General features: G+C 64.7%; 18 protein-coding genes. 8 read left to right on the top strand and 10 right to left on the bottom strand.

Features of this window, described 5'->3' with window-relative positions; genetic code table 11:
* A partial coding sequence (gene gcvP, locus Q0330_RS02110; protein WP_299473700.1) for an aminomethyl-transferring glycine dehydrogenase occupies positions 1-2508 on the top strand: 2508 nt, incomplete at its 5' end.
* A gap of 8 nt (positions 2509-2516) precedes the next feature.
* Here the strand turns inward: gcvP and Q0330_RS02105 are convergent.
* Entirely contained in the window at positions 2517-3071 is a 555-nt protein-coding gene (locus Q0330_RS02105) for a PadR family transcriptional regulator (protein WP_299473697.1), read from the bottom strand.
* Between the two features lie 81 nt (positions 3072-3152).
* Here Q0330_RS02105 and Q0330_RS02100 point away from each other — a divergent pair, with 81 nt between their 5' ends.
* A complete protein-coding gene (locus tag Q0330_RS02100) occupies positions 3153-3713 on the top strand; it encodes a hypothetical protein (protein ID WP_299473694.1) in 561 nt (186 codons plus the stop codon).
* Positions 3714-3767: 54 nt separating this feature from the next.
* A complete protein-coding gene (locus Q0330_RS02095) occupies positions 3768-4214 on the top strand; it encodes a thioredoxin domain-containing protein (protein WP_299473691.1) in 447 nt (148 codons plus the stop codon).
* Between the two features lie 80 nt (positions 4215-4294).
* Here the strand turns inward: Q0330_RS02095 and mog are convergent, their stop codons facing one another.
* Positions 4295-4834 carry a molybdopterin adenylyltransferase gene (gene mog, locus Q0330_RS02090; protein ID WP_299473689.1) on the bottom strand — a complete coding sequence of 180 codons (540 nt, stop codon included), beginning with the start codon at positions 4832-4834 and terminating at the stop codon, positions 4295-4297.
* A gap of 80 nt (positions 4835-4914) precedes the next feature.
* Between mog and Q0330_RS02085 the strand changes: the two genes are divergently transcribed.
* Positions 4915-6114, top strand: a complete 1200-nt coding sequence (locus tag Q0330_RS02085) for an MFS transporter (RefSeq protein WP_299473686.1) — start codon at positions 4915-4917, stop codon at positions 6112-6114.
* Positions 6115-6231: 117 nt separating this feature from the next.
* Here the strand turns inward: Q0330_RS02085 and ugpC are convergent, their stop codons facing one another.
* The 5 genes from ugpC to Q0330_RS02060 form a co-directional block, all read right to left on the bottom strand.
* Complete coding sequence (ugpC, locus tag Q0330_RS02080) at positions 6232-7272, bottom strand: sn-glycerol-3-phosphate ABC transporter ATP-binding protein UgpC (protein ID WP_299473683.1); 1041 nt, start codon at positions 7270-7272, stop codon at positions 6232-6234.
* Positions 7272-8762: an argininosuccinate lyase gene (argH, locus tag Q0330_RS02075; RefSeq protein ID WP_299473680.1), complete on the bottom strand. Its 1491-nt coding sequence runs from the start codon at positions 8760-8762 to the stop codon at positions 7272-7274. Before argH ends, ugpC begins: the two co-directional genes overlap by 1 nt.
* 1 nt (position 8763) lies before the next feature.
* Positions 8764-9603 carry a carbohydrate ABC transporter permease gene (locus tag Q0330_RS02070; RefSeq protein ID WP_299473677.1) on the bottom strand — a complete coding sequence of 280 codons (840 nt, stop codon included), beginning with the start codon at positions 9601-9603 and terminating at the stop codon, positions 8764-8766.
* Positions 9600-10517 (bottom strand): sugar ABC transporter permease, encoded by a 918-nt coding sequence (locus Q0330_RS02065; protein WP_299473675.1) that lies wholly within the window; start codon positions 10515-10517, stop codon positions 9600-9602. Before Q0330_RS02065 ends, Q0330_RS02070 begins: the two co-directional genes overlap by 4 nt.
* A gap of 80 nt (positions 10518-10597) precedes the next feature.
* Positions 10598-11839 (bottom strand): extracellular solute-binding protein, encoded by a 1242-nt coding sequence (locus Q0330_RS02060; protein WP_299473673.1) that lies wholly within the window; start codon positions 11837-11839, stop codon positions 10598-10600.
* A gap of 186 nt (positions 11840-12025) precedes the next feature.
* Between Q0330_RS02060 and Q0330_RS02055 the strand changes: the two genes are divergently transcribed.
* Positions 12026-13132, top strand: a complete 1107-nt coding sequence (locus tag Q0330_RS02055) for an ROK family transcriptional regulator (protein ID WP_299473670.1) — start codon at positions 12026-12028, stop codon at positions 13130-13132.
* A 12-nt stretch (positions 13133-13144) separates the two neighbouring features.
* Positions 13145-15484, top strand: coding sequence for a PIG-L family deacetylase (locus Q0330_RS02050; protein ID WP_299473667.1), 2340 nt, complete (start codon positions 13145-13147; stop codon positions 15482-15484).
* A gap of 64 nt (positions 15485-15548) precedes the next feature.
* Here Q0330_RS02050 and Q0330_RS02045 read toward each other — a convergent pair whose 3' ends face one another.
* The gene (locus tag Q0330_RS02045) at positions 15549-16454 is read right to left on the bottom strand and encodes a sulfatase-like hydrolase/transferase (RefSeq protein ID WP_299473664.1); all 906 of its coding nucleotides are present in this window, start codon (positions 16452-16454) and stop codon (positions 15549-15551) included.
* Positions 16455-16558: 104 nt separating this feature from the next.
* Between Q0330_RS02045 and Q0330_RS02040 the strand changes: the two genes are divergently transcribed.
* Complete coding sequence (locus Q0330_RS02040) at positions 16559-17512, top strand: IS1595 family transposase (RefSeq protein ID WP_299473661.1); 954 nt, start codon at positions 16559-16561, stop codon at positions 17510-17512.
* 201 nt (positions 17513-17713) lie between these two features.
* Here the strand turns inward: Q0330_RS02040 and Q0330_RS02035 are convergent, their stop codons facing one another.
* Both Q0330_RS02035 and Q0330_RS02030 read right to left on the bottom strand, forming a co-directional pair.
* Positions 17714-18565, bottom strand: a complete 852-nt coding sequence (locus Q0330_RS02035; RefSeq protein ID WP_299473658.1) for a DUF3800 domain-containing protein — start codon at positions 18563-18565, stop codon at positions 17714-17716.
* 739 nt (positions 18566-19304) lie between these two features.
* Positions 19305-19520 carry a hypothetical protein gene (locus Q0330_RS02030; RefSeq protein WP_299473655.1) on the bottom strand — a complete coding sequence of 72 codons (216 nt, stop codon included), beginning with the start codon at positions 19518-19520 and terminating at the stop codon, positions 19305-19307.
* A 465-nt stretch (positions 19521-19985) separates the two neighbouring features.
* Here Q0330_RS02030 and Q0330_RS02025 point away from each other — a divergent pair, with 465 nt between their 5' ends.
* A complete protein-coding gene (locus tag Q0330_RS02025; protein WP_299473652.1) occupies positions 19986-22250 on the top strand; it encodes an adenosylcobalamin-dependent ribonucleoside-diphosphate reductase in 2265 nt (754 codons plus the stop codon).
* Positions 22251-22313: the final 63 nt, after the last annotated feature.

Below are 22313 nucleotides of genomic sequence, written 5' to 3'. Positions count from 1 at the left end.
GCCTATACCCCCTATCAGCCCGAGATCGCGCAGGGCCGGCTTGAGGCGCTGCTGAACTATCAGACCATGGTCAGCGACCTGACCGGGCTGCCGGTGGCGAATGCGTCCCTGCTGGACGAGGCGACGGCGGCGGCGGAAGCCATGGCGATGGCGCAGCGGGTGGCGAAGTCGAAGTCCAAGGCCTTCTTCGTCAGCGACAACCTGCATCCGCAGACGATCTCGGTAATCGAGACCCGGGCGGAGCCCTTGGGGATCGAGATCGTTCGCGGGCGGCCCGAGGATCTGGACCCGGCCACCGTCTTCGGGGCGATCTTTCAATATCCCGGGACCTTCGGGCATATCCGCGATCTGACGGCGGAATGCGACGCCCTGCACGCCGTCGGTGCGGTGGCGGTGGTGGCAAGCGATCTGCTGGCGCTGTGCCTTCTGCGCGAGCCTGGGGCGATGGGGGCGGATATCTGCGTGGGCTCCAGCCAGCGTTTCGGGGTGCCGATGGGGTATGGCGGGCCTCATGCCGGCTTCATGTCCTGCCGGGACGAGTTCAAGCGGGCCATGCCGGGGCGGATCGTCGGCGTCTCCATCGACGCCAAGGGCAACAAGGCCTACCGGTTGGCGCTGCAGACGCGCGAGCAGCATATCCGGCGCGAGAAGGCGACCAGCAATGTCTGCACGGCGCAGGCTTTGCTGGCGGTGATGGCGTCCTTCTATGCGGTCTTCCACGGGCCGGTCGGCCTGCGCGCGATTGCGCAGCGGGTGCATCTGAACGCGGTGACGGTGGCCAATGCGCTGCGCGCGGCCGGGGCCGAGGTCGAGCCGGAGGCGTTTTTCGACACCATCACCGTGCGGGTGGGCGTGGGGCAACTGGGCATCCTTGCGGCGGCGCGCAATCACGGCATCAACCTGCGCCGGATCGGGCGCGACCGCGTGGGGATTTCGGTTGACGAGACCACCGATGCCGGCGTCATCGCCCGGCTGCTGGACGCCTTCGGGATCGAGGACGCGGCCCAGCCGGCGACGGCGCCGGCGATCCCCGAGGCGCTGCTGCGCGAGAGCGATTACCTGACCCATCCCGTCTTCCACATGAACCGGGCGGAATCCGAGATGATGCGCTATATGCGCCGCCTCTCGGATCGTGATCTGGCGCTGGATCGGGCGATGATCCCGCTGGGGTCGTGCACGATGAAGCTGAACGCGGCAGCCGAGATGATGCCGATCACCTGGCCGGAATTCGGCGCGCTGCATCCTTTCGCCCCGGCGGATCAGGCGGCGGGCTATGCCGAGATGCTGGAGGACCTGACGCAGAAACTGTGCGCGATCACCGGCTATGATGCGTTTTCCATGCAGCCGAACAGCGGCGCGCAGGGGGAATATGCGGGGCTGCTGACCATTCAGGCTTACCATCGTGCGAATGGCGACACCCAGCGCGATATCTGCCTGATCCCGGTTTCGGCCCATGGCACCAACCCGGCCTCGGCCCAGATGGCGGGGATGAAGGTCGTGGTGGTGAAATCCGCCCCCAATGGCGATATCGACCTGGAGGATTTTGCCGACAAGGCGGGTGCCGCGGGCGAGAAGCTGGCGGCGGTGATGATCACCTATCCCTCGACGCATGGCGTCTTCGAGGATACCGTGCGCGAGGTCTGCCGTATCACCCACGATCACGGCGGGCAGGTCTATATCGACGGTGCGAACATGAACGCGCTTGTCGGGCTGGTCCGCCCGGGAGAGATCGGCGGCGATGTCAGCCACCTGAACCTGCACAAGACCTTCGCCATCCCGCATGGCGGCGGGGGCCCTGGCATGGGGCCGATCGGCGTGAAGGCGCATCTGGCGCCGCATCTGCCGGGCGATCCTCAGACCGGAGAGGGTGCGGTGTCGGCGGCGCAATATGGCAGCGCGTCGATCCTGCTGATTTCATGGGCCTATATCCTGATGATGGGCGGGGCCGGGCTGACCCAGGCGACGCGGGTGGCGATCCTGAACGCGAACTATATCGCGAGCCGCTTGGCCGGGGCCTATCCGATCCTGTTCATGGGCAATCGCGGTCGGGTGGCGCATGAATGCATCATCGACACACGCCCCTTTGCCGAGCATGGCGTGACCGTGGATGACATCGCCAAGCGCCTGATCGATAACGGTTTCCACGCCCCCACGATGAGCTGGCCGGTTTCCGGCACGCTGATGGTGGAACCCACGGAAAGCGAAACCAAGGCCGAGATCGACCGCTTCATCACCGCCCTTCTGGCCATCCGCGCCGAGATCCAGGCGGTCGCCAATGGCGAGATCGCGGCCGAGGACAGCCCCCTGCGCCACGCCCCCCACACGGTCGAGGATCTGGTCGCCGAATGGGACCGCGCCTATAGCCGCGAGCAGGGCTGCTTCCCGCCCGGCGCCTTCCGCGTCGACAAATACTGGCCCCCCGTGGGCCGCGTCGACAACGTCCATGGCGACCGCAACCTGATCTGCACCTGCCCGCCGCTGGAGGATTACGCCGAAGCGGCGGAGTAGGGCGCGGCTTATATGCTCTGGTCCGTTGGCAGGGTGCTGACCACCTCGATACAGGCGTCCAGCCATTCGAGGGTCATGCGCTCTCGCCGGCGGGCGAAGTCCAGCGTCAGGGCACCGAACAGGGCCTGGCGGCGCATCTCGGCGCTGTCGGGCTGAGGGATTTCCAGGGCATCGAAGTAATCGCGCAGCTTTTCGTGTTCGGCCCGGCGGGTGTGGAGGACGCGCAGCATCTGCTCGCGGCTGAGCAGGCGGCCGAAATAAAGCTGGACCAGAAACGGGTCCTTCACCACCGGCGGGGTCTGGTTTTCGGCCAGCCAGCCGGTCAGCGCGGCGCGGCCGGCATCGGTGATGGAAAATTCGCGGCGGTTGGGGCGGGTGTCGCTGGCGACGGTCTCGGCTGTGACCAGGCCGTCCGCCTGTAACACATTGAGAACACGATAGATCTGGGCCTGATCGGCGGGCCAGAAATGCGCGATGGAGCGGTCGAAATACCGGGTCTTCAGCGTATAACCCGACATTGGCTGATAGGTCAGAAGGCCGAGAATGGCGTGGTTCAGGGACATGGCGCTCCGAATTTATACTGGACGAATCATATATGTGTAGTCCTATATAGGACAGAACGGTTCTTCACACAGGTGCATATCATGACTTCCCGAGCGTTTCTTCATCTTTCAGGCATGGCGCTTTGCGCAGCGGGGCTGGCCTATTTCGCGGATACGCTGGTGGACGCGGTCGCGCCGGCGGCCAATCCGGGCATCGGGGGCTTTGTGCCGCTGATGGGGCTGATCGGCTTTCCCGGTTTCTGGCTGTCGCTGAAAAATGACGGGCCGCTGTCGCTGCTGGCACTGGTGCTGACCATGGCCGGGCTGGCCGGGCTGATGGTCGTGACCTTCCTGATGAACTTCCTGTTCCCCGCGCTGCAAGGCGCCGAGATCGGCGCCATCCTTGCCGTCATCGGCCCGCATCTGAAGGTGATCGGCGTGACCTTCCTGCTGTCGGCGCTGGCGGTCTGCGCGGTGACATGGCGCATGGGCGGGCAGCTGCGGATCGGCGGGGTGCTTTATGCGATTGGCGCCATTCCGGTGTCGCTGCCGCCGCTGATGCCGCCGCTTCTGGTCGAGTTGGGCGCGCTTGTCGTCGGATCGGCTCTGCTGGTCTGGGGCAGCGGCCTGATCCAGCGCCGCGCCGCGGTGGCGACCTCTTGAAGCGGGACCATGGCGGGCTGATATAGTCGGCGGATGCAGCGAAAGGGATCCGCCATGGCCGAGAAGCTGAAACTGACCTGCCTGGACTGCGCGCAGGTGAATGCGGTGCCGGCCGAGAAGCTGGCCTCCGGGCCGAAATGCGGGGTCTGCGGGGCGGCGCTGATGCCGGCAAAGCCCTCGGTCGTGGATTTCGACACGCTGCAGAAGGCGGCACGCAATGACGATGTGCCGCTGCTGGTCGATTTCTGGGCGCCCTGGTGCGGGCCGTGCCGGTCGATGGCGCCGGAATTCGAAAAGGCGGCGGCCATGCTGAAGGGCGAGATCCGGCTGGCCAAGATCGACACCCAGCAATTTCCCGATGCCTCGGCCAAATGGAACATTCGCGGTATCCCGGCGCTGATCGCTTTCCGCAAGGGGCGCGAAGTGACGCGGGCGGCGGGCGCGCGCCCGGCCCAGGCGATTGCCGATTTTGCCCGGCAGGCAATGGGCAGACAGGGTTGAACCGCCTCAGCCCGCCGCGCGGGCGAGGTGCCGGTTCAGGCTGTCCGCGACCGGATGCGTGGTGACCAGAAGCGCCCGCATCACTTCGCCTTCGGGCGGAAGGCCTTTATCTTCGCCGGGTCGGTCTCGATCCGAGCCGCGCCGAGCAGATCGAGGCAATAGGGCACGGCGGCAAAGACCGCATTCAGGCAGGTTGCGATGGCCGAGGGTTTGCCGGGAAGCGTAATGATCAGGGTCCTGCCACGGCTGACGGCGGTCTGGCGCGACAGGATCGCGGTCGGCACTTCCAGAAGCGAGGCGCGGCGCATTTCCTCGCCAAAGCCGGGATATTCGCGTTCGGCCACGTCGCTGACGGCCTCGGGCGTCAGGTCGCGTGGTGCGGGGCCGGTGCCGCCGCTGACCAGGATCAGGTCGGCGGTTTCGGCCAGTTCGCGCAGCTTGTTAGCTACGACCTCGCGCCCGTCGGGGGTGATGACGCGGGTGATCTCCATCGGAGAGGTGACGGTCTCGCGCAGCCAGGCCTCGGCGCCGGGGCCGCTCTTGTCCTCGTAGGCGCCCGAGGCGGCGCGGTCGGAAACGGTGAGGATGGCAATGCGGGCGGGGCGGCTTGTGTCTGTCATGGCGCGCAGTCTGGCGGGGACTGGCGGTGAAGGGAAGGGGCGACATTTGCATGTCCGCAAATCCGGCATAGAAGCGGGTGATGACCAAGCGCGTTGCCCTTGCCCTGCTTTGCCTCGTTCTTGTCTGCGGCATGTCGCCCTGGTTCGCGACGGCGGCGGTCCTGTCCGACATGGCGCGCGAAGGCGGCTTCGGCCCGGTCCGGCAGGCGCTGCTGATCTCGGGTGTGCAGGCGGGCTTCGTGATCGGGGCGGTCAGTTCGGCGGTGCTGGGCCTTTCGGATCGCTTCGACCCGCGCCGGGTGATCGCCTGCGCGGCGCTGATGAACGCGGCGGCGACGGCGGGGCTGTTTCTGGTGCCGCTTGGCTCGAACGCGGCCATTGCGCTCAGGGTTCTGGCCGGGGCAGGTTTTGCCGGGATCTACCCGCCCGGCATGAAGATCGCCGTGGGTTGGAGCCAGCGCGACCGCGGCTTTCTGGTCGGGCTGCTGGTGGCGGCGCTGACCACGGGTTCGGCGATGCCCTATCTGTTCGCCTGGGCGGGTGGGACGGCCTGGCGACCGGTCGTCGCCGCGGCGGCAATCGCGTCCCTGCTGGCGGCGCTTGGCAGTTTCGCGCTGCGGCTCGGGCCTCATCACGTGCGGGCGACGGCGTTTTCGGCGCGCGCCATCGGGCTGATGTGGTCGGACCAGCGGATCCGCAGCGCGACCGGCGGCTATCTGGGCCACATGTGGGAGCTTTATGCCATGTGGGGCTGGATCGGCACGGCCGCCGCCATCGGCTTTGGGCGGCGTATGCCCGGCGATCAGGCCGGGCAACTGGCGGCCATGACCGCCTTTCTGGCGATTGCGCTTGGCGCGGCGTTTTGCGCGCCGGCGGGGCGGCTGGCGGATCGGGTCGGCAAGGCGCGGGTTTCGGCCTGGGCGATGCTCGGATCGGGCAGCATGGCGATTGCCGTGGCCTTGAGCTTCGGCGGCCCGGTCTGGCTGAGCTTTCTGCTGATCCTCGCCTGGGGGGCTCTGGTGATCCCGGACAGCGCGCAATTTTCGGCCATGATCGCGGATGCCGCCCCGCCCGAGGTCGCGGGCAGCCTGATGACCATGCAGACGGCCTTGGGATTCGCGCTGACCATCCTGACCGTGCAGGCAACGCCGGTCGTGGCGGGATGGATCGGCTGGCCGGGCACGCTGGCGCTGATGGCGCTCGGCCCGGTTATGGGAATCGCGGCCTTGCGTCCGGTTCTGAGGCGCAATGCGGCGCCAGTTCCGGGCGCAGGTGCATAGGGCTGCCGGGGTCGGTGACTGACCTTCCCCGAAGACAAAGGCGCGCGCGCCTGCTTCCCGATCTGCATGGTCAAGCCATTTCAGAACCGCATTGCTGAGGAGACAGCCGTCAACTGCTCAGCGCCGGCCGAGTGCGACCTCGGTCTTCGGGTCGAACAGGTGCAGCGCGCCGGGGGCGGCCCGGGCGGTGACCTGCGCGCCGACATGGGGGATGTCATGGGCGGGGGCCGTGGCGATCAATGCGTCATCCATGCCTTCGGGCCGGAAATGGACCAGGGTTTCGGGGCCGAGGGTTTCGACCACGGTCACCGGCCCGGCGGCGGTCAGGCTGGTGGGGCCGTCGGCAGCGACCCGCAACTCCTGCGGGCGAATGCCGATCAGGGCCGTGCCAGCCGGATCGGGCGCAAAGCCATCCGCGCCTTCGCTGGCCCGGAAGATGTTCATCGAGGGCGTGCCGATGAAGCGCGCGGTGAAGACATCCTGCGGGCGGTCATAGATCTCCATCGGGGTGCCGGTCTGCAGGATATGGCCGTCCTTCATGACGACGATGCGGTCGGCCATGGTCATTGCCTCGACCTGATCATGGGTCACATAGACGATGGTCGTGCCGAGGCGGTTGTGCAGCTCCTTGATCTCGATGCGCATCTGGGCGCGAAGCTGGGCGTCGAGGTTGGACAGCGGCTCGTCGAACAGGAAGGCCTGCGGGTCGCGCACCATGGCGCGGCCAATGGCGACGCGTTGGCGTTGTCCGCCGGAAAGTGCTGCGGGCCGCCGGTCGAGATAGGGCGTCAGGCCGAGAAGGGCTGCCACCTCGTCGACCTTGCGGTCCTTCTCGGCGGCAGACAGCGGCGAGGTATGCAGCCCGAAGCCGATATTCTTGCGCAGGCTCAAATGCGGATAGATGGCGTAATTCTGGAAGACCATGGCGATATTGCGGTTCTTCGGCGGCATGTCGTTCACCACCCGGTCGCCGATGCGGATGGTGCCGCCGGAAATGTCCTCCAGCCCGGCGATCATGCGCAGCGTCGTCGATTTCCCGCAGCCCGAGGGGCCGACCAGCACGACGAATTCGCCATCGGCGATGTCGAGGTCGATGCCGTGAATGACTTCGGCCTTGCCATAGCGCTTGATCAGGTCGGAAATCTGGATGCGGGCCATCAGGCATTGTCCTTCAAACGGTCGAAACAGGTCACGAGTTCGGCGGCGGCTGCTTCCAGCACCTGCCGTCTGGCCGCGATGCGGCTGTCAAGCGCCGCAAGCGCGGCCTTGTATCCGGCGAAGGCGGCGTCGAGGGCCGAGGGGGCAGGGCCGCCGAAACGGTCGCGGCGGTTGACGAAGTTCCGGGCCGAGACGGCTTCGGCGAAAGCCTCGGGCGACAGGGCAGGGGGGCGGGATACGATTTGCGCGAAGGCATCGGCGAAGGGGGCATATCCTTTGGACAGGCTGCTGCCGCTTGCCACCACGGCGCGGGCGGTTGCTGCGGCGATTTCATGCGCGATGCGGAAGGACAGGCCTTCGTCGCGCACCAGCGTATCGGCCAGTTCGGTGATGGTGATGCAGGCCCGTGCGGTGGTCGCGGCCACCCGGTCCTCGTCGATGCTGAGCGCCGGGATCAGCGCCGTCAGCAGCGACAGGACCCGCTCGGCCACGTCGAACGCGGCATATCCGGCTTCCTGGGTTTCACCCTCGCTGTCATTCATGTCGGTGAACGGGGTGTTATGGACGATGCTGATCTGGGTGCGGGCGCGCCCGGCGGCCTGGCTCGCAAGGTGGCGCAAGTGCTCGATCGGGACCGGGTTGCGCTTCTGCGGCATGATCGAGCTGATCTGCACGAAGGCATCGGGCACATGGATCTGGCCGACCTCGAAGGCGGACCAGAATTGCAGGTCCTGGATCAGCCGGCCCAGATGCAGCATTGGCAGTTCCAGCGCCGCATAGGTGGCGGTCATGTAATCGACGGCGGCAATGCAGGAATAGCTGTTCTGCTGCGCTGCCGAAAAGCCCAGCAGATGCGCCACCAGATCGCGGTCAATGGGAAAGCCGGATGTGGTGATGGCAGCAGCACCCATCGAGGACAGATCAACGATTTCACGAGTATATTCAATGCGTTGAATATCCCTGAGCAGGATCTCGATGGCCGCCGACAGGTAATGCCCGAAGGTCGAGGGCTGGGCCGGCTGACCATGCGTATAGGCCACGATCAGCGTATCCCTTTGCCGCTCTGCGGTTGCGATCAGGGCCGATGCAAGGTCGCGCATCTGGTCCAGCAGCGCGTCGATCCTGACCCGAAGCGCCATCTTGAAGATGGTATGGTCGATATCGTTGCGGGATCGCGCCGTGTGCAGCCGCCCGCCCAGATCGGGGCCGAGGCGGCGCTTCAGTTCTGCCTCGATGAAGAAGAAATAATCCTCGACCTCGCCGGTATAGGTCATGGCGTCGAGGTCGCGCCCGGCCGCGATCCGGTCGAGCGCGCGGGCGATCTGTCCGGCCTCTTTCGCGGGCAGGATCCCGGTTTCGGCCAGCATGACCAGATGGGCGCGGTCGATGGCGTCGAAGGCGCCGGCATGGAAACGCTTGGCGCCTTCGAACAGCGGCGCCAGCACGGTGCGGGCATAGGTCGGGTCGGGGAAGCGGTCGTAATCGGCCATTTCAGCCTTTCAGCCCGGCCAGCATGACGCCGCGGACGATATAGCGTTGCAGGACAAGAAAGACGATCAGCGTCGGGATGGTGGCAAGGGCGGCACCGGTCATGATCATCTCCCATTTGATTGCCGCCTCGACCGCGAAGGACGACAGGCCGATGGGCAGGGTGTAAAGCTCCTGCGAGGTGGTCACGATCAGCGGCCAGAAGAAGGCCGTCCAGTTGCCGAGGAAGGCGAAGATCGCCAGTGCCGAAAGGGCAGGGGTGACAAGCGGCATGGCCACCCGCCACCAGATCGCGAATTCGCTGAGCCCGTCGATGCGCGCGGCCTCAAGGAAATCGTCGGGGACAGTCTCGAAGAACTGCTTCATCAGGAAGGTGCCGAAGCCGGTCATCATGCCGGGGAACATGATCCCCCAATAGCTGTCGATCCAGCCGAGTTGCGCCGACAGCAGATACCAGGGGATGACCAGCATCTCGGTCGGGATCATCAGCGTGGACAGGATGGCGATGAAGACCAGTTGCCTGCCCCGGAACCGGAATTTCGCCAGCGTATAGCCGACCAGGCTGTCGAAAAACAGCGTCGAGAGGGTCACGCAGGTGGCGATGAAGGTCGAATTCAGGAACCACCGCATGAAGCGGCCGTCCGACAGCACGGCGCGGTAATTGTCCAGCGTCGCCCGCGCCGGGATCAGGCGCAGGTCATAGATATCTGCCCCCGGCTTCAACGAGCTGGAGAACATGTAGAGAAGCGGCGTGATCATGATCAGCCCGCCGATGAACAGCACCGTCCAGCGAAGGGTCGCACCCGGGCTGACCCGGTGCATCCAATGGCTGCCATCGCTCATGCCCGGTCCCTCATTACCCAAAGCTGCAACAGCGACACGATCAGCAGGATGGTGAACAGCACCACCGTCTGCGCCGCCGCATAGCCCATGTCGTAAGATGAAAACGCCGTCTGATAGATCATCAGCACCAGCGGCTTCGTGGAATTCAGCGGCCCGCCCGGATCGTTCGAGGTCATGTTATAGACCTGATCGAAGATGCGCAGGAACCCGATCGAGCTGAAGACGACCAGAAACACCATGGTCGGTTTCAGCAGGGGCAGGGTGATGCGGCGCAGGATCGCGCCTTCGCCCAGCCCGTCGATGCGGGCGGCCTCGTAATAGGTCGTCGGGATGGCGCGCAGCCCGGCCAGGAAGATGATGATCTGAAAGCCCAGACCGGCCCAGATCGCCGTGACCAGGATCGAGGGCAGCGCCCATGTCGTCGATTTCAGGAACGGGATCTGCGCAAAGCCGAAGCTTCCCAGAAGGTCATTGATCAGGCCGGTTGGCGCGGGCTGATAGAACCACCGCCAGACCCAGGCCATGGCGGCGGCCGTGGTGATATAGGGCACGAAGTAAAGCGCGCGCAGGAAGCCGTGAAGAAATCGCGTTTTATCGAGATAATAGGCGATGGCGAAGGACATCAGCAGGCTGAGCGGCGTGCCGATGATCAGGTAAAGGAAGGTATTCTTGAACACCTTCCAGAACACCGGATCGGCGAGCATCTGGCGATAATTCTCCAGCCCGATGAACTCCGGCTTCGACATCAGGTCCCAATCGGTCAGCGACAGCCAGAAGGCCTGCGCCGTGGGATAGAAGCGGATCAGCACATAGAAGACGACGGGCAGGGCAAGGAAAGCCCAGGCCCAGAGCGCCTGCCTGCGGGCCAGCGTCAGCCCGCGCCGTCCGGGCTGTTCGTGGGTTTCAGCGGTCATCGGTTGCGATCCTGCGCAAGGGATGCGGCACCCCCGCCCGCGCCATCACCGAGGCGGGCAGGGGGCTGTCATTGACGGCTTTACTTCGCCGCGTCGTCGATGATCTTCTGCTCGGCGGCAGCGGCCTCGGCCAGGGCATCCGGGATCGGCTGGTCTTCCAGCATGACGCGGTTGATCATGTCGATGGCGACCTGACGCTGCCCGGCCTCGTCCACGAAGCGCGTGGTATGGGCGTATTCCAGCCCTTTCAGGAACGGCGCGTAGATCGGATTGGCCAGGTTCTCATCGGTCAGCGCGGCGCTGCGGCGCGCCGGCAATTCGCCGACCACCTCCAGCCAGATCTTCATCGCCTCGGGCGAGCTGACATATTGCAGGAACTTGATCGAGGCCTCCAACTCCTCGCCCTCGGTCTTGGCGCCGATGGCATTGGCGAAATAGCTGGCATAGTTCGATCGCTCGCCTGCCGCATTGGCCGGCAATTCCGTCACCGCCCATTCGAAATCGGTGATCTCTCCGAAAGAGCCGAGCCGGAAGGTGCCGTCGATGGTCAGCGCGGCGCGGCCCGCCTTGAAGGCGGCCTGACCCTCGTCCATGAAGCCCAGTTGCGTCACCTTCTCGTCGCGGGCGAGGCCGAGATAGAAGCCAAGCGCGTTTGCCCCGGCCTCGTCGGCATAGGTGACCTGGGTGTAATCCTCGTTATAGGGCGCGCCGCCCATCTGGCGGTCCAGCACCTCGCGCCACCAGTGGTGGTCCTGACCGGCCGGGTCCATGGTGATGCCCACGGTTTCCAGATTGCCGCCGGCATCGGCCTTGGCGGTGGCCTTGGCGACGGCGACCAGCTCATCCAGATTGGTCGGCGGTGCCACGCCGGCCTCGTCCAGCAGCTTCTTGTTGTAGAAAAGCGCCAGCGAGCGCACCGCCGTCGGCAGGCCGTAATACTTGCCGTCGCGCTGCATGGCGCTGACGATGGGGAAGAATTCGGCCTCGATCTCGGCGGTGGGGAAGGCTTCTTCGGGCAGGGGCTGGATCAGCCCGCCCTCGATGAACTTGTCGGCCCAGCCATAGAACAGCTGCATCACGTCGGGCGCCTGGCCGGCCATGTTCGCCGCCACGATGCGGGTCTGGTAATCGGCATAGGGGAAGGTCACCTGCTTGACGGTGATGTCGGGATTGGCCTCCTGGAAACTCGCGATCAGCTGGTCCATCGCCTTGACGCGGGTGTCATAGACATATTGCCAATACTCGATCTCGACGGCACCCGCCTGGCTGGCGAAGATGGTTGAGCCGGCGAGGGCTGCGGCGGCGATCATGCGATAGGTCATGGGTCCTCCCTTCGGGGTCAGCTTCTGGTTGCGCGTCCTGCGGGGCGCTCGTTGCAGATCTCTCTGGCTCTGCAGGCTGCGCCGCGACGGGGGTTCTGTCAATAATAATGAAAGGCGCTTGTCTTTTTCTGGTCTGGCCCGCAGTCTGGCTGCGGGCTTCACCTGTAATCGGAAGGGAAGGGGACGGTGTCCGAGCCAGCCAGCCAGCCAGCCGATCCCCAGCAGCGCGCCATCCGGCCGGGCGGCGGACGCAATGCCGGACGGCTGATGGATCTTCTGCGGGCGCAGGGGCCGATGGGCCGGCGCAAGCTGGCCCTGGCTCTTGGGGTGACGCCGCAGACCATCGGCAATCTCGTCGATACGCTGCTGGCCGATGGCTGGATCAGCGCACTCGGTCCCGAGCGCAAGGGTCGTGGCAAGCCGGGCGCGCGCTATGCGGTCAATCCCGGCGGCGCGGTCTCGATCGGTTATGAGCTGGCGCAGGACCGGGTGCATTGGGTGGTGATGGACCTTGCCGGCAGCCTGCGCGCCTCCGGTCGGTTCCGGGTCGCGGATGCCGCGCCAGCCACGGTGCTGCCCCTGCTGGCCGCCCGGACCGAGGCGCTGCGCAAGGATATTCCCGCGCCGCTTGCCGGGGTCGGCGTGGTCGCGCCCGGTCCTTTCGGGCCCCTGCGCCGCCGCGCGGGGTTGGGTGGGGCCGCTGCCTGGTCCGGGCCTGACCCGATTGCGCCCCTGCAGGCGGTGCTGGATGTGCCGGTTCATCTGGACAATGACGCCAATGCCGCCGCCTTGGCCGAGGCGCTGTTCGGTGCCGGCGCGAGGATGAGCGATTTCCTGACGCTTTATTTCGGCGAAGGCGTGGGCCTTGGTATCGTTGCCGGCGGTCGGCCCCTGCGCGGCGCCTATGGCAATGCCGGCGAGATCGGCCTCATGCATCTGGCCGAGGGGGACGCGCCGCTTGACGCCCTGGCCTCGGCGGCGGGGCTGCGCGACGATGCCAGCGATGCGGCGGTTTCCGATTGGATCGCCCGCGCGGTGCCGCCCCTGGTGCAGGTTCTGAGCCTGCTGGAAGACATTTTCGACCCCGAGCGGGTGATCGTTTCGGGCGATCTTCCCCCCGGCGCGGTGGAGCGTTTCTGCGATGCCCTGCTGGCCGGCGGTATCGCCCCGCCCGGTCCCATTGCCGGCATGGCCGGGCCGCTGACGGCGGCAACCGGGGCGGCGGCGCTGCCCCTTTTCGACGTGCTCACAGCGCGATCCGATCCCGGCGATGCCCCGCCTTTGCCCGCCTGATGGATGACAGCCATGACCGATAGCACGACCCTGCAATCGCTGATCCGGGACGAGGCGCAGCCCGGCATCCTGCGCCTTTGGCGGGCGCTTGGCCGGCTGCGGTCCACCGTCACCTTCATGAATACCGGCGCCCATCCCGATGACGAACATAGCGGGCTTCTGGCCTGGCTGCGCTTCGGGCGGGGGATGCGGATCGCCATTGCCTGCTCGACCCGGGGCGAGGGCGGGCAGAACGCGCTCGGCCCCGAACGCGGCGATGCGCTCGGCCTAATCCGCACCGCAGAGATGGAGGCCGCTGCCGAGGTGCTGGATGCCCATATCGCCTGGCTGGGCTTCGGCACCTCCGATCCGGTCCATGATTTCGGCTTTTCCAAGGATGGCGAGGATACGTTGCGCCGCTGGCAGGGCGATCTGGTGGTGCGGCGGCTGGCCGGGGCCTATCGGGCGCTGCGACCCGATATCGTGCTGCCGACCTTTCTGGACGTGCCCGGACAGCACGGCCATCACCGGGCGATGACACGGGCGGCGCAAGCGGCGCTGGCACTTGCCGCCGACCCGGAGGCGCAGCTTGGCGATGTCCATGGCGGCGCGCTGGCACCCTGGACGGTGACGAAATTCTACCTGCCCGGCTGGTCCGGCTGTGGCGGCACCTATGACGACGAGGTGCCGCCGCCCGCGACCACGCTGACGGTCCATGCCGATGCGCGCGCCCCGGTCTTCGGCGTTCCCTACGACCGCATCGGCGAATGGTCGCGCCGTCGCCATGCGTCTCAGGGTATGGGCATCTGGCCCGACCCGCCGCAGCGCGACTGGCCGCTGCATCTTGTCGGTGGCGCGCCCGAAAGCGACCTGACCGAGGGGCTGCCCGCCGATCTGCACCAGCTTGCCGCAATGGTGGGCCTGCCGGAGCTTGCTGAGGCCGCGCAGGCCATGGATCAGGCGATCCTTGCCTTTCCCGATACTGAGGCCGTGCTGACGCCCCTGCTGCGCGCCGCAGACAGCCTGCGCGCGGCTGAGGCGAAGCTTCCCCCGGCCTTCGCGGCTGCCCACGGCCACCGCATCGCCAACAAGCGCCGCGAAATCGACCTCGCCTTGGCCGAGGCCACAGGGATTCGCCCGCAACTGACCGTCGCGCCGAGCGATCCCGCCACCGGCACACAAGCGGCGCTGACCCTTGCCGTCGAGCAAGCCGACAATATCCGCATCCTGAACACCCGCTTTCATGCGCCGGATGGCGTTGCTGTCAGCGAGTCCGGGCTGGCCATCGCCCCCGATGCCCCGCCGACGCCCAATTTCTCGCCGCTCTGGTCGCCCCTTGGCGATACCGCCACGCTTTACGCGGGGATCGAGGCGGAGTTGCACGGCCACCGCCTGACCCTGCCGGTCGCGGCGCAGACGGGTCTGCGCATCCTGCCGGCAGAAACCGCCGAAATTTCGCCCGATGCGGTGCTGCTGCTCCCATCCCGTCGCAGCACCCGCGTGGTGCTCACTCCCGAGAGCGCCCGCTTGCCGCCGGTCGCGGGGCTTTCGGTCGAAAAACTGCCCGATAATGCCCTGCGCCTCTCATGGCCGGATGGAGCCGCGCCCGCTCGGCAAAGTCTTGCGGTCAAGAACCCGGACGGCACCGAGGCCACCGCCATCCGCCGTTTCGCCCTGCCGGATGGTCGGCAGAAGGCGCTGCTTGCGCCGGCGATCCTGACTGTGCTCGCGGTCGACACCCCGCCGCCGCCAGGGCGTATCGGCGTCATTGCCGGAACCGACCGCAGCGCCGACTGGCTGGAGCGCCTTGGCGCGCAGATCGAATTGATCGAACGCCCCGATCCGGGCCGGCTGGCGGAATTCGACAGCGTGGTTCTGGGCGTCATGGCCATGGCGCGCGGCGATCTTTCCTCCGGCTTGCTGCGCGCCTATGTCGAGGGCGGCGGCAATCTTCTCAGCTTCTATCAGCGGCCCGACCGGGGCTGGAGTGCCGCCGACAGCGGGCCGCGTTTCCTGCGCGTCGGCACGCCATCGCTGCGTTGGCGCGTCACCGACCCCGAGGCTGCGGTGGATGTGCTCTTGCCCGATCACCCGCTGCTCAATGGCCCGAACCGCATCGGGGCCGGGGACTGGACCGGCTGGGTCAAGGATCGCGGACTTTACTTCGCCGCCGAGTGGGACCCGGCCTATCAGCCGCTTCTGTCGCTGCACGACCGGGGCGAGGCGCCGCTTCTGGGCGCGCTGATCTCGGCCCGGATCGGGCAGGGGCAGCACAGCTATTGCGCGCTGTCGCTGCCGCAGCAGATGGATGCGCTTGTCCCCGGCGCATTCCGGTTGTTTGTCAACCTGCTGAGCAAGGCCGGATCGGCATAGGTGTTGCTACGCCGTCTCCTGCCGAGACCCAAGAGCTGGCGAGGACGCGGCCCGCCTGCATCGGTCAGGCGATTTCCAGCCCGGATTCGCGGCTGCATTCGATCAGCGCCTGAAGCATCGGTTCATGCTGTTCATGGTCGGGGCCAAGGTCGTGCAGTTGCCAGTAATCTGTACGCAGATCGTAAAGCTGCGTGCTGCCGTCGACATAGCGGATCAACCGGAAATCGCCCTTCCGGATGGAGACATTGTCGAAATAGAAGGTCGCAATGGCCCGGTCGGGATCGCTGCCGCCTTCGACGAGCGGTCGCAGCGATTTACCCATCGTGCCCGGCGCCGGGGCGATGTCGCAATAATCCTGCACCGTTGGACCGAGATCCAGCATGGCAACCGGATCCTGCACGACACGCGCCTCGGGGTGGCTGGGGTCGTGGACGATCAGCGGCACGCCCGCCACCTGCTCCCACTGCGTCGTCTTCTTGTAACGGTTCAGGTTGCCGAGATGAAAACCGTGATCCGCGACAATGATGAAAATCGTGTTCTCGGCATGTGGCGAAGCCTTCAACGCATCCCACACCCTGCCGAGATGATAGTCGCCATGGCTCAGTGCGGAATAATAGTTGCGTACGCTCTGTTGCCACCATTGTTTCTTCGCGGGGTCGATATTCTGCAGGAAAATCTCGTCCGCGTAAGCATTGGTGTCGAAGCCCCCGGCCCATTCCTCGGGCATCCTGAAGGCCTTCTGGTTATACATTTCCTTGAATCGCGCGGGTGTATAATGCGGACCGTGGGGACTATAGAAGCCCACCTCGCGATAGAAAGGTCCGCCGGGCGCGCGGTTCTGCAGGAACTCGATCGCGGAATCGGCCGACTGATGGTCATAATAGATATCGTCGTCCTTCTCGTTCGTGGTGCCCCAACCGCCGCGATTGCCGCCATATTTCTTCTTCTCGACATCTGGCGGCATATGCATGTCATCTTTGAAGTGCTTCTGCTCGTCGGAATAAAGGGCGATTGTATATTTGACAAACCCAACTCATGATCCTATATTGAGGTCATAGAGTTGAGGAAGCCGCCATGTCCGTTCTGTCCAGGCCTTACATGCACGACGAAGCCGCAGCCTTCGCGCACGTCGAAAGCATCATCTGGACCGATGGTCCGGTCTGCCCGCATTGCGGCAACTGCGGCAAGGTCTATGTGCTGACCGGCGTTCGCTCCAAGCCGTCCAAGAAGAACCCGGAAGGCGTTGAACGTCATGGCCTCAAGAAATGCGCCGAGTGCCGCAAGCAGTTCACCGTGCGCATTGGCACGATCTTTGAAGAAAGCCACATTCCGCTGCACAAGTGGCTGCAAGCCATTCACCTGATGGTGTCCAGCAAGAAGGGCATCAGCAGCCACCAGCTTCACCGCGTTCTCGAAATCACCCACAAGAGCGCATGGTTCATGTCTCACCGCATCCGCGAAGCCATGCGCGGCGACGGCGCCGTGAATTTCGGCAACGGCGGTGGCGTGGTCGAAGTTGACGAAACCTTCATCGGCACCAAGCACAAGAAAGCCAAGGGCGCACGCGGCTATGCCCACAAGAACGCCATGTTGTCCCTCGTGGATCGCACCACGGGCCGCGCAAAGTCTATCGTCGTGGACGATGTGACCAAGGCAACGCTTCTTCCGATCCTGCGCGAGAACATCGCCAAAGAGGCGACCGTCTACACCGACGAAGCGAAGCAATACACCGGCATCGCGGCTGACTTTGCTGGCCACGATTTCACCACGCACAGCAAGGGCGAGTATGGTCGTGGCGTCGTCCACACCAACACGATTGAGGGCTATTTCAGCATCTTCAAGCGCGGCATGAAGGGCGTCTACCAGCATTGCGGCAAGAAGCACCTGCACCGTTACGCGGCAGAGTTCGAGTTTCGCTATAACAGCCGCGCAGACAATGGGGTTGAGGATATGGAGCGCGCCGAAATTGCGCTTCGCGGGATGGTCGGAAAGCGCCTCACCTATGGTCGGGCTAACTGGATCTCATAAGCGGGGAAAGGACTAGATGTCGCGGAATCAAATATTTCTAGTGACAGATTCCACCATATATGCGACGATTCATGGCGTGGGATACGCCGGATCACCCCATGTCGGAGCGCAGCAAGCGGCTCTGGCGGTATCAGGTACGGTTGTCCAGATGGATGGCAGCCTAACAGACTTGATGCAACTTGGGGCCGGGGCCCACGCGCCCTAGAAGCGGTATCCATAATGCTTGAAGATCAGTTTTTGATTGTCGGTCAGCTCGGCTTTCCATGGCGGTGATGGCTGAAGTACGATACCGTAATCTGCGATCACACCCGCCTCTCTGCTCATTCTTGGCTCAAGCGCTATAGCAGGCTCCAGCGCCCATTTCGGACCCAAGGCGTCGGCAGCTTGGTAGACAGAACTCGCGATGACATCGGCCAGTTGCAATCCCGCAACGCTGTAATGCGGTACATAATCAACCAACGCATATTTCAATACCTGATGGGCAATCTCGCGTTTGCTTAGGAAGGTCGAGCCACCTGCTGCCTGCGCCTTTAGAAGCTCCCAATAAGCTTTGGTCTGGCCGTAAGAGTGTCCACCTCGCGCGCTGAATATTACCTTCACAAAGCGCGGTTCTTTGTATCGTTTCGTGCTATCCCGCAAGCAGAAGTCTGTGACGCGCTCCATCAGTAGTCGCACGCAATAATTGTAGTACCACTGCTTGCCCCCGCGCCTGGATGCGCGAATATTGTTGTGGCCGCGCATATTCTTCTTGTTAGACACGACAGCAAAAAACCTACACGGATGCTCAGCCAGCAACTCGCAGGCTCGGCGTCGCTTCGTTGGGGACAGGTCGCGATAATGCAGGGCCGGGCCTTGGACGGCATTGATATCTTTGCGAATGTCTTTGACCCACTTAACTGTATCGGCTTCATATTGGGAGCGGATCAACAGGCCGCCGATGCACAGCCATTCACTTCCACCGCTTTCATCTATAGGCTTAACTCGTTTGAGGCCGTCATCCCCGGCTTCATCAATGTAGAGAACATACTCGTATGGTTCTGAAATACCGGGCATGACACATGGGAACACCTGACGCGAAAAAGAGTCAATTGGACAAGTTCAAGGAAGCCGCCCGCCAGCTAGAGACGGACGACGACGACGAGCGGTTTGAGGAACGGTTGAAGCAGATCGTGAAGCAGAAGCCGGACGACAAGAAATCGTCCGACTGATCCGGCCTGTCACGCAGGGCAATAATCACCTGCGAGGCATGGGTTTGTCAAATATACAATCGCCGAATAAAGCGCATAGTGAAAGCGCCGCCGCACCGGCTTGTAGCGGTGATGCACCTTGCCACCCGAGGAACAGAAATAACCCGCATCCTTCAGGCTGTGCGACCAGAATTCCGTGACCGGAACATGGGCGAAGATATCCTCGCTATTGTCGAATACGCCCGATTGATGGGGGGTACGTCCCTACATGAAACTCGCGCGCGACGGCCCGCAGATCGGCGCCTGGCAATAGGCGGCGTGAAACGACGTGGATTCCGCGCAGATGCGATCGAGGTTCGGCGTGTACAACGGTTCACCGAATACGGTGCGATATTTCCTCGGAGCGATGCAGTCATCGAAACTGAAAAGTATGATGTTCTTGCGGGCGTCAGTCACGTTGAAGGCCAATCTGTTCGATCTGTGCGCCAGAAGAAGCCGTAGTTGAAGGTGCAAAGTCAAGGCCGCAGCAATCATTGGCCAGGCTCGGACCGCCGCCGCACGGCATCCCCACGTTCCATCCGCCTCCCAGCACAAGCGGTCGCAAGCTATCCCGCAGTATGGCGGCTCGCGGCGCCCGAGGCGATCAGGGCCTCGATCTGCTCGGGTGTGAAGCCCGCCGCCTCCAGAACCTCATTGGTGTGCTCGCCGATGGCGGGGGCGGGGCGCTCGATGCTGGGGTTGCCATCGGACATCAGGAAGGGCGCCACGGGCACCTTATGGGTGCCGCTGCGACCAAGCGGCGCCGGGGTTTCCTGAAGCACGCTGCGGGTCGGCCAGCGCCTTCTGCATCGTGCGGATCCGGCCCGCCGGCAACTGGTGCTGCCGCAGGAAGTCCTGCCATTCGTCAGCTGTGCGGGTGAGGAAACCTGCGCCCATTCGCGTGACGTGATGGAGGCGACGCGTTCCGGCATGGTGAGGAGCACGTTCCAGCCCAGCATCGACGCAACGCGGCCCCGGGTACCGCGATGGCTGTGTCATCGCAGCTGATCGGACGGGTCGATTTCGGCACCCGCTCGCACGCGCGGCGCGTAGCATGGCCTCGAACGGCATTGTCAGGCTATTTTCAGTTGTCTGCGAAGTGGATCGGCGCGTTGATTTTTGCCCTCTGTCGTGGCCAGATGAAAATCTGGCCCTGCTGCGACATGCTGAGCAAAAATTCTGCTTGAGTGCGCGTGTCAAATCAATATTTAGTGGGGCAGCCGCATAAAACCACAAGGAATGCCCTCATGAGCCGCTTTGCCGCCCCGATTGCCGAACAGATCTGGGACATGAAATACCGGATGAAGGATGCAGATGGGCAGCCGGTCGATGCCTCGGTCGAGGATAGCTGGCGCCGCGTCGCCCGCGACCTCGCCCGGGTCGAGGCGGACCCGGCCAAGTGGGAGGACCGCTTCTATGCCGCGCTGGAGGATTTCAGGTTCCTGCCCGCCGGGCGCATCCTTGCCGGGGCCGGGACAGGCAGGGCGGTGACGCTGTTCAACTGCTTCGTCATGGGCACCATCCCCGACAGCATGGCCGGGATCTTCGAGATGCTGAAAGAGGCTGCGCTGACCATGCAGCAGGGTGGCGGGATCGGTTACGATTTCTCGACCATCCGGCCACGCGGCGCGGCGGTGAAGGGGGTGGCGGCGGATGCCTCGGGACCGCTGACCTTCATGGATGTCTGGGACGCGATGTGCCGCACGATCATGTCGGCGGGATCGCGGCGCGGCGCGATGATGGCGACGATGCGCTGCGATCACCCCGATATCGAGGCCTTTATCGAGGCCAAGCAGGACAGCGCCCGGCTGCGCATGTTCAACCTTTCGGTGCTGGTCACCGACGATTTCATGGAAGCGGTGAAGGTCGACGGGCCCTGGGACCTGAAATTCGAGGGCCGGGTCTATCACACCGTTCAGGCCCGCGACCTGTGGAACCGGATCATGCGCGCGACCTATGATTACGCCGAGCCCGGCGTGATCTTCATCGACCGCATCAACAAGGCCAACAACCTGCATTATGCCGAGACCATCGCCGCGACGAACCCCTGCGGCGAGCAGCCGCTGCCGCCTTACGGCGCCTGCCTGCTGGGGTCGATCAACCTCGCCCGGCTGGTCGAAAACCCCTTCACCGATGCCGCGAAGCTGGACCGGAAGGCGCTGGATGAGCTGGTGCGGACTGCCGTGCGGATGATGGACAATGTCGTCGATGCGTCGAAATTCCCGCTGCCCCAGCAGGCGGCCGAGGCCGAGGCCAAGCGTCGCATCGGGCTGGGCGTCACCGGGCTGGCCGATGCGCTGCTGATGCTGGGCCTGCGTTACGGCGCGCCGGATGCGGTGGAACAGACCCGGGACTGGATGAAGGCGATTGCGCGCTCGGCCTATCTCGCCTCGGTCGATCTGGCGAAGGAGAAGGGGGCATTTCCGCTGTTCGATGCCGATGAATATCTGAAATCCGGTTTCATGAGCCGGATGGACCCCGATGTCCGCGAGGCGATCGCCAGGCACGGCATCCGCAACGCGCTGCTGACCTCGATCGCGCCGACCGGGACGATCAGCCTTTACGCCGGCAATGTCAGTTCGGGGATCGAGCCGGTCTTCGCCTATGCCTATACCCGCAAGGTGCTGCAGAAGGACGGCAGCCGGACCGAGGAGGAGGTCGTCGATTACGCCGTCCAGATGTGGCGCGACCTGAAGGGCGAGGCGGCGCTGCCGGATTACTTCGTCAACGCCCAGACCCTCGCGCCGAAGGATCACGTCGCCATGCAGGCGGCGGCGCAGGACTGGGTGGACAGTTCGATCTCCAAGACCATCAACTGCCCCGAGGATATTTCCTTCGAGGATTTCAAGGATGTCTACCTGTCGGCCTGGGATCTGGGCTGCAAGGGCTGCACCACCTATCGCCCGAACGATGTGACCGGCAGCGTGCTGTCGGTCAGCGAAAAGACCGAGGCCGCGCCCGAGGCCGATACCGGCGCCGATGTGGTCTATCTGACCGAGCCCTTGGACCGGCCCGGCGCGCTGGAAGGCGCCACCTACAAGCTGAAATGGCCGGGCAGCGAGCACGCCATCTATATCACCATCAACGACATCGTGCAGGGCGGCCACCGCCGGCCCTTCGAGACCTTCATCAATTCGAAGAACATGGAACATTACGCCTGGACCGTGGCGCTGACCCGGATGATCTCGGCGGTGTTCCGGCGCGGCGGCGATGTGAGCTTCGTGGTCGAGGAATTGAAAGCCGTCTTCGACCCGCGCGGCGGGGCCTGGATGCAGGGCAGTTACGTCCCCTCGATCCTTGCCGCCATCGGGGGCGTGATCGAGCGCCACATGATCGCGACGGGGTTCCTCGCCGGCGAGGGCATGGGCCTGAAATCCGACCCGAAAGCCGAGGTCGTGGCCGTCGGCGAACGCCCCCGCGGCCCGGCCTGCCCGAGCTGCGGCCAATACGGCATGCGCATGGTCGAGGGCTGCATGACCTGCCCGAGCTGCGGGCATTCGAAATGCGGGTGACAAACCTGGCCCGGCGCACGGCTTGAGGCAGGTTGCGGGCTGTCAGGGGCGCGGCGGCGCGAA

It is taken from the genome of uncultured Paracoccus sp. (assembly GCF_937873615.1).
Taxonomy (GTDB): domain Bacteria; phylum Pseudomonadota; class Alphaproteobacteria; order Rhodobacterales; family Rhodobacteraceae; genus Paracoccus.
The sequence above is the reverse complement of the archived record's forward strand: the minus strand, read 5'-3'. Positions and strand labels throughout refer to the sequence as shown.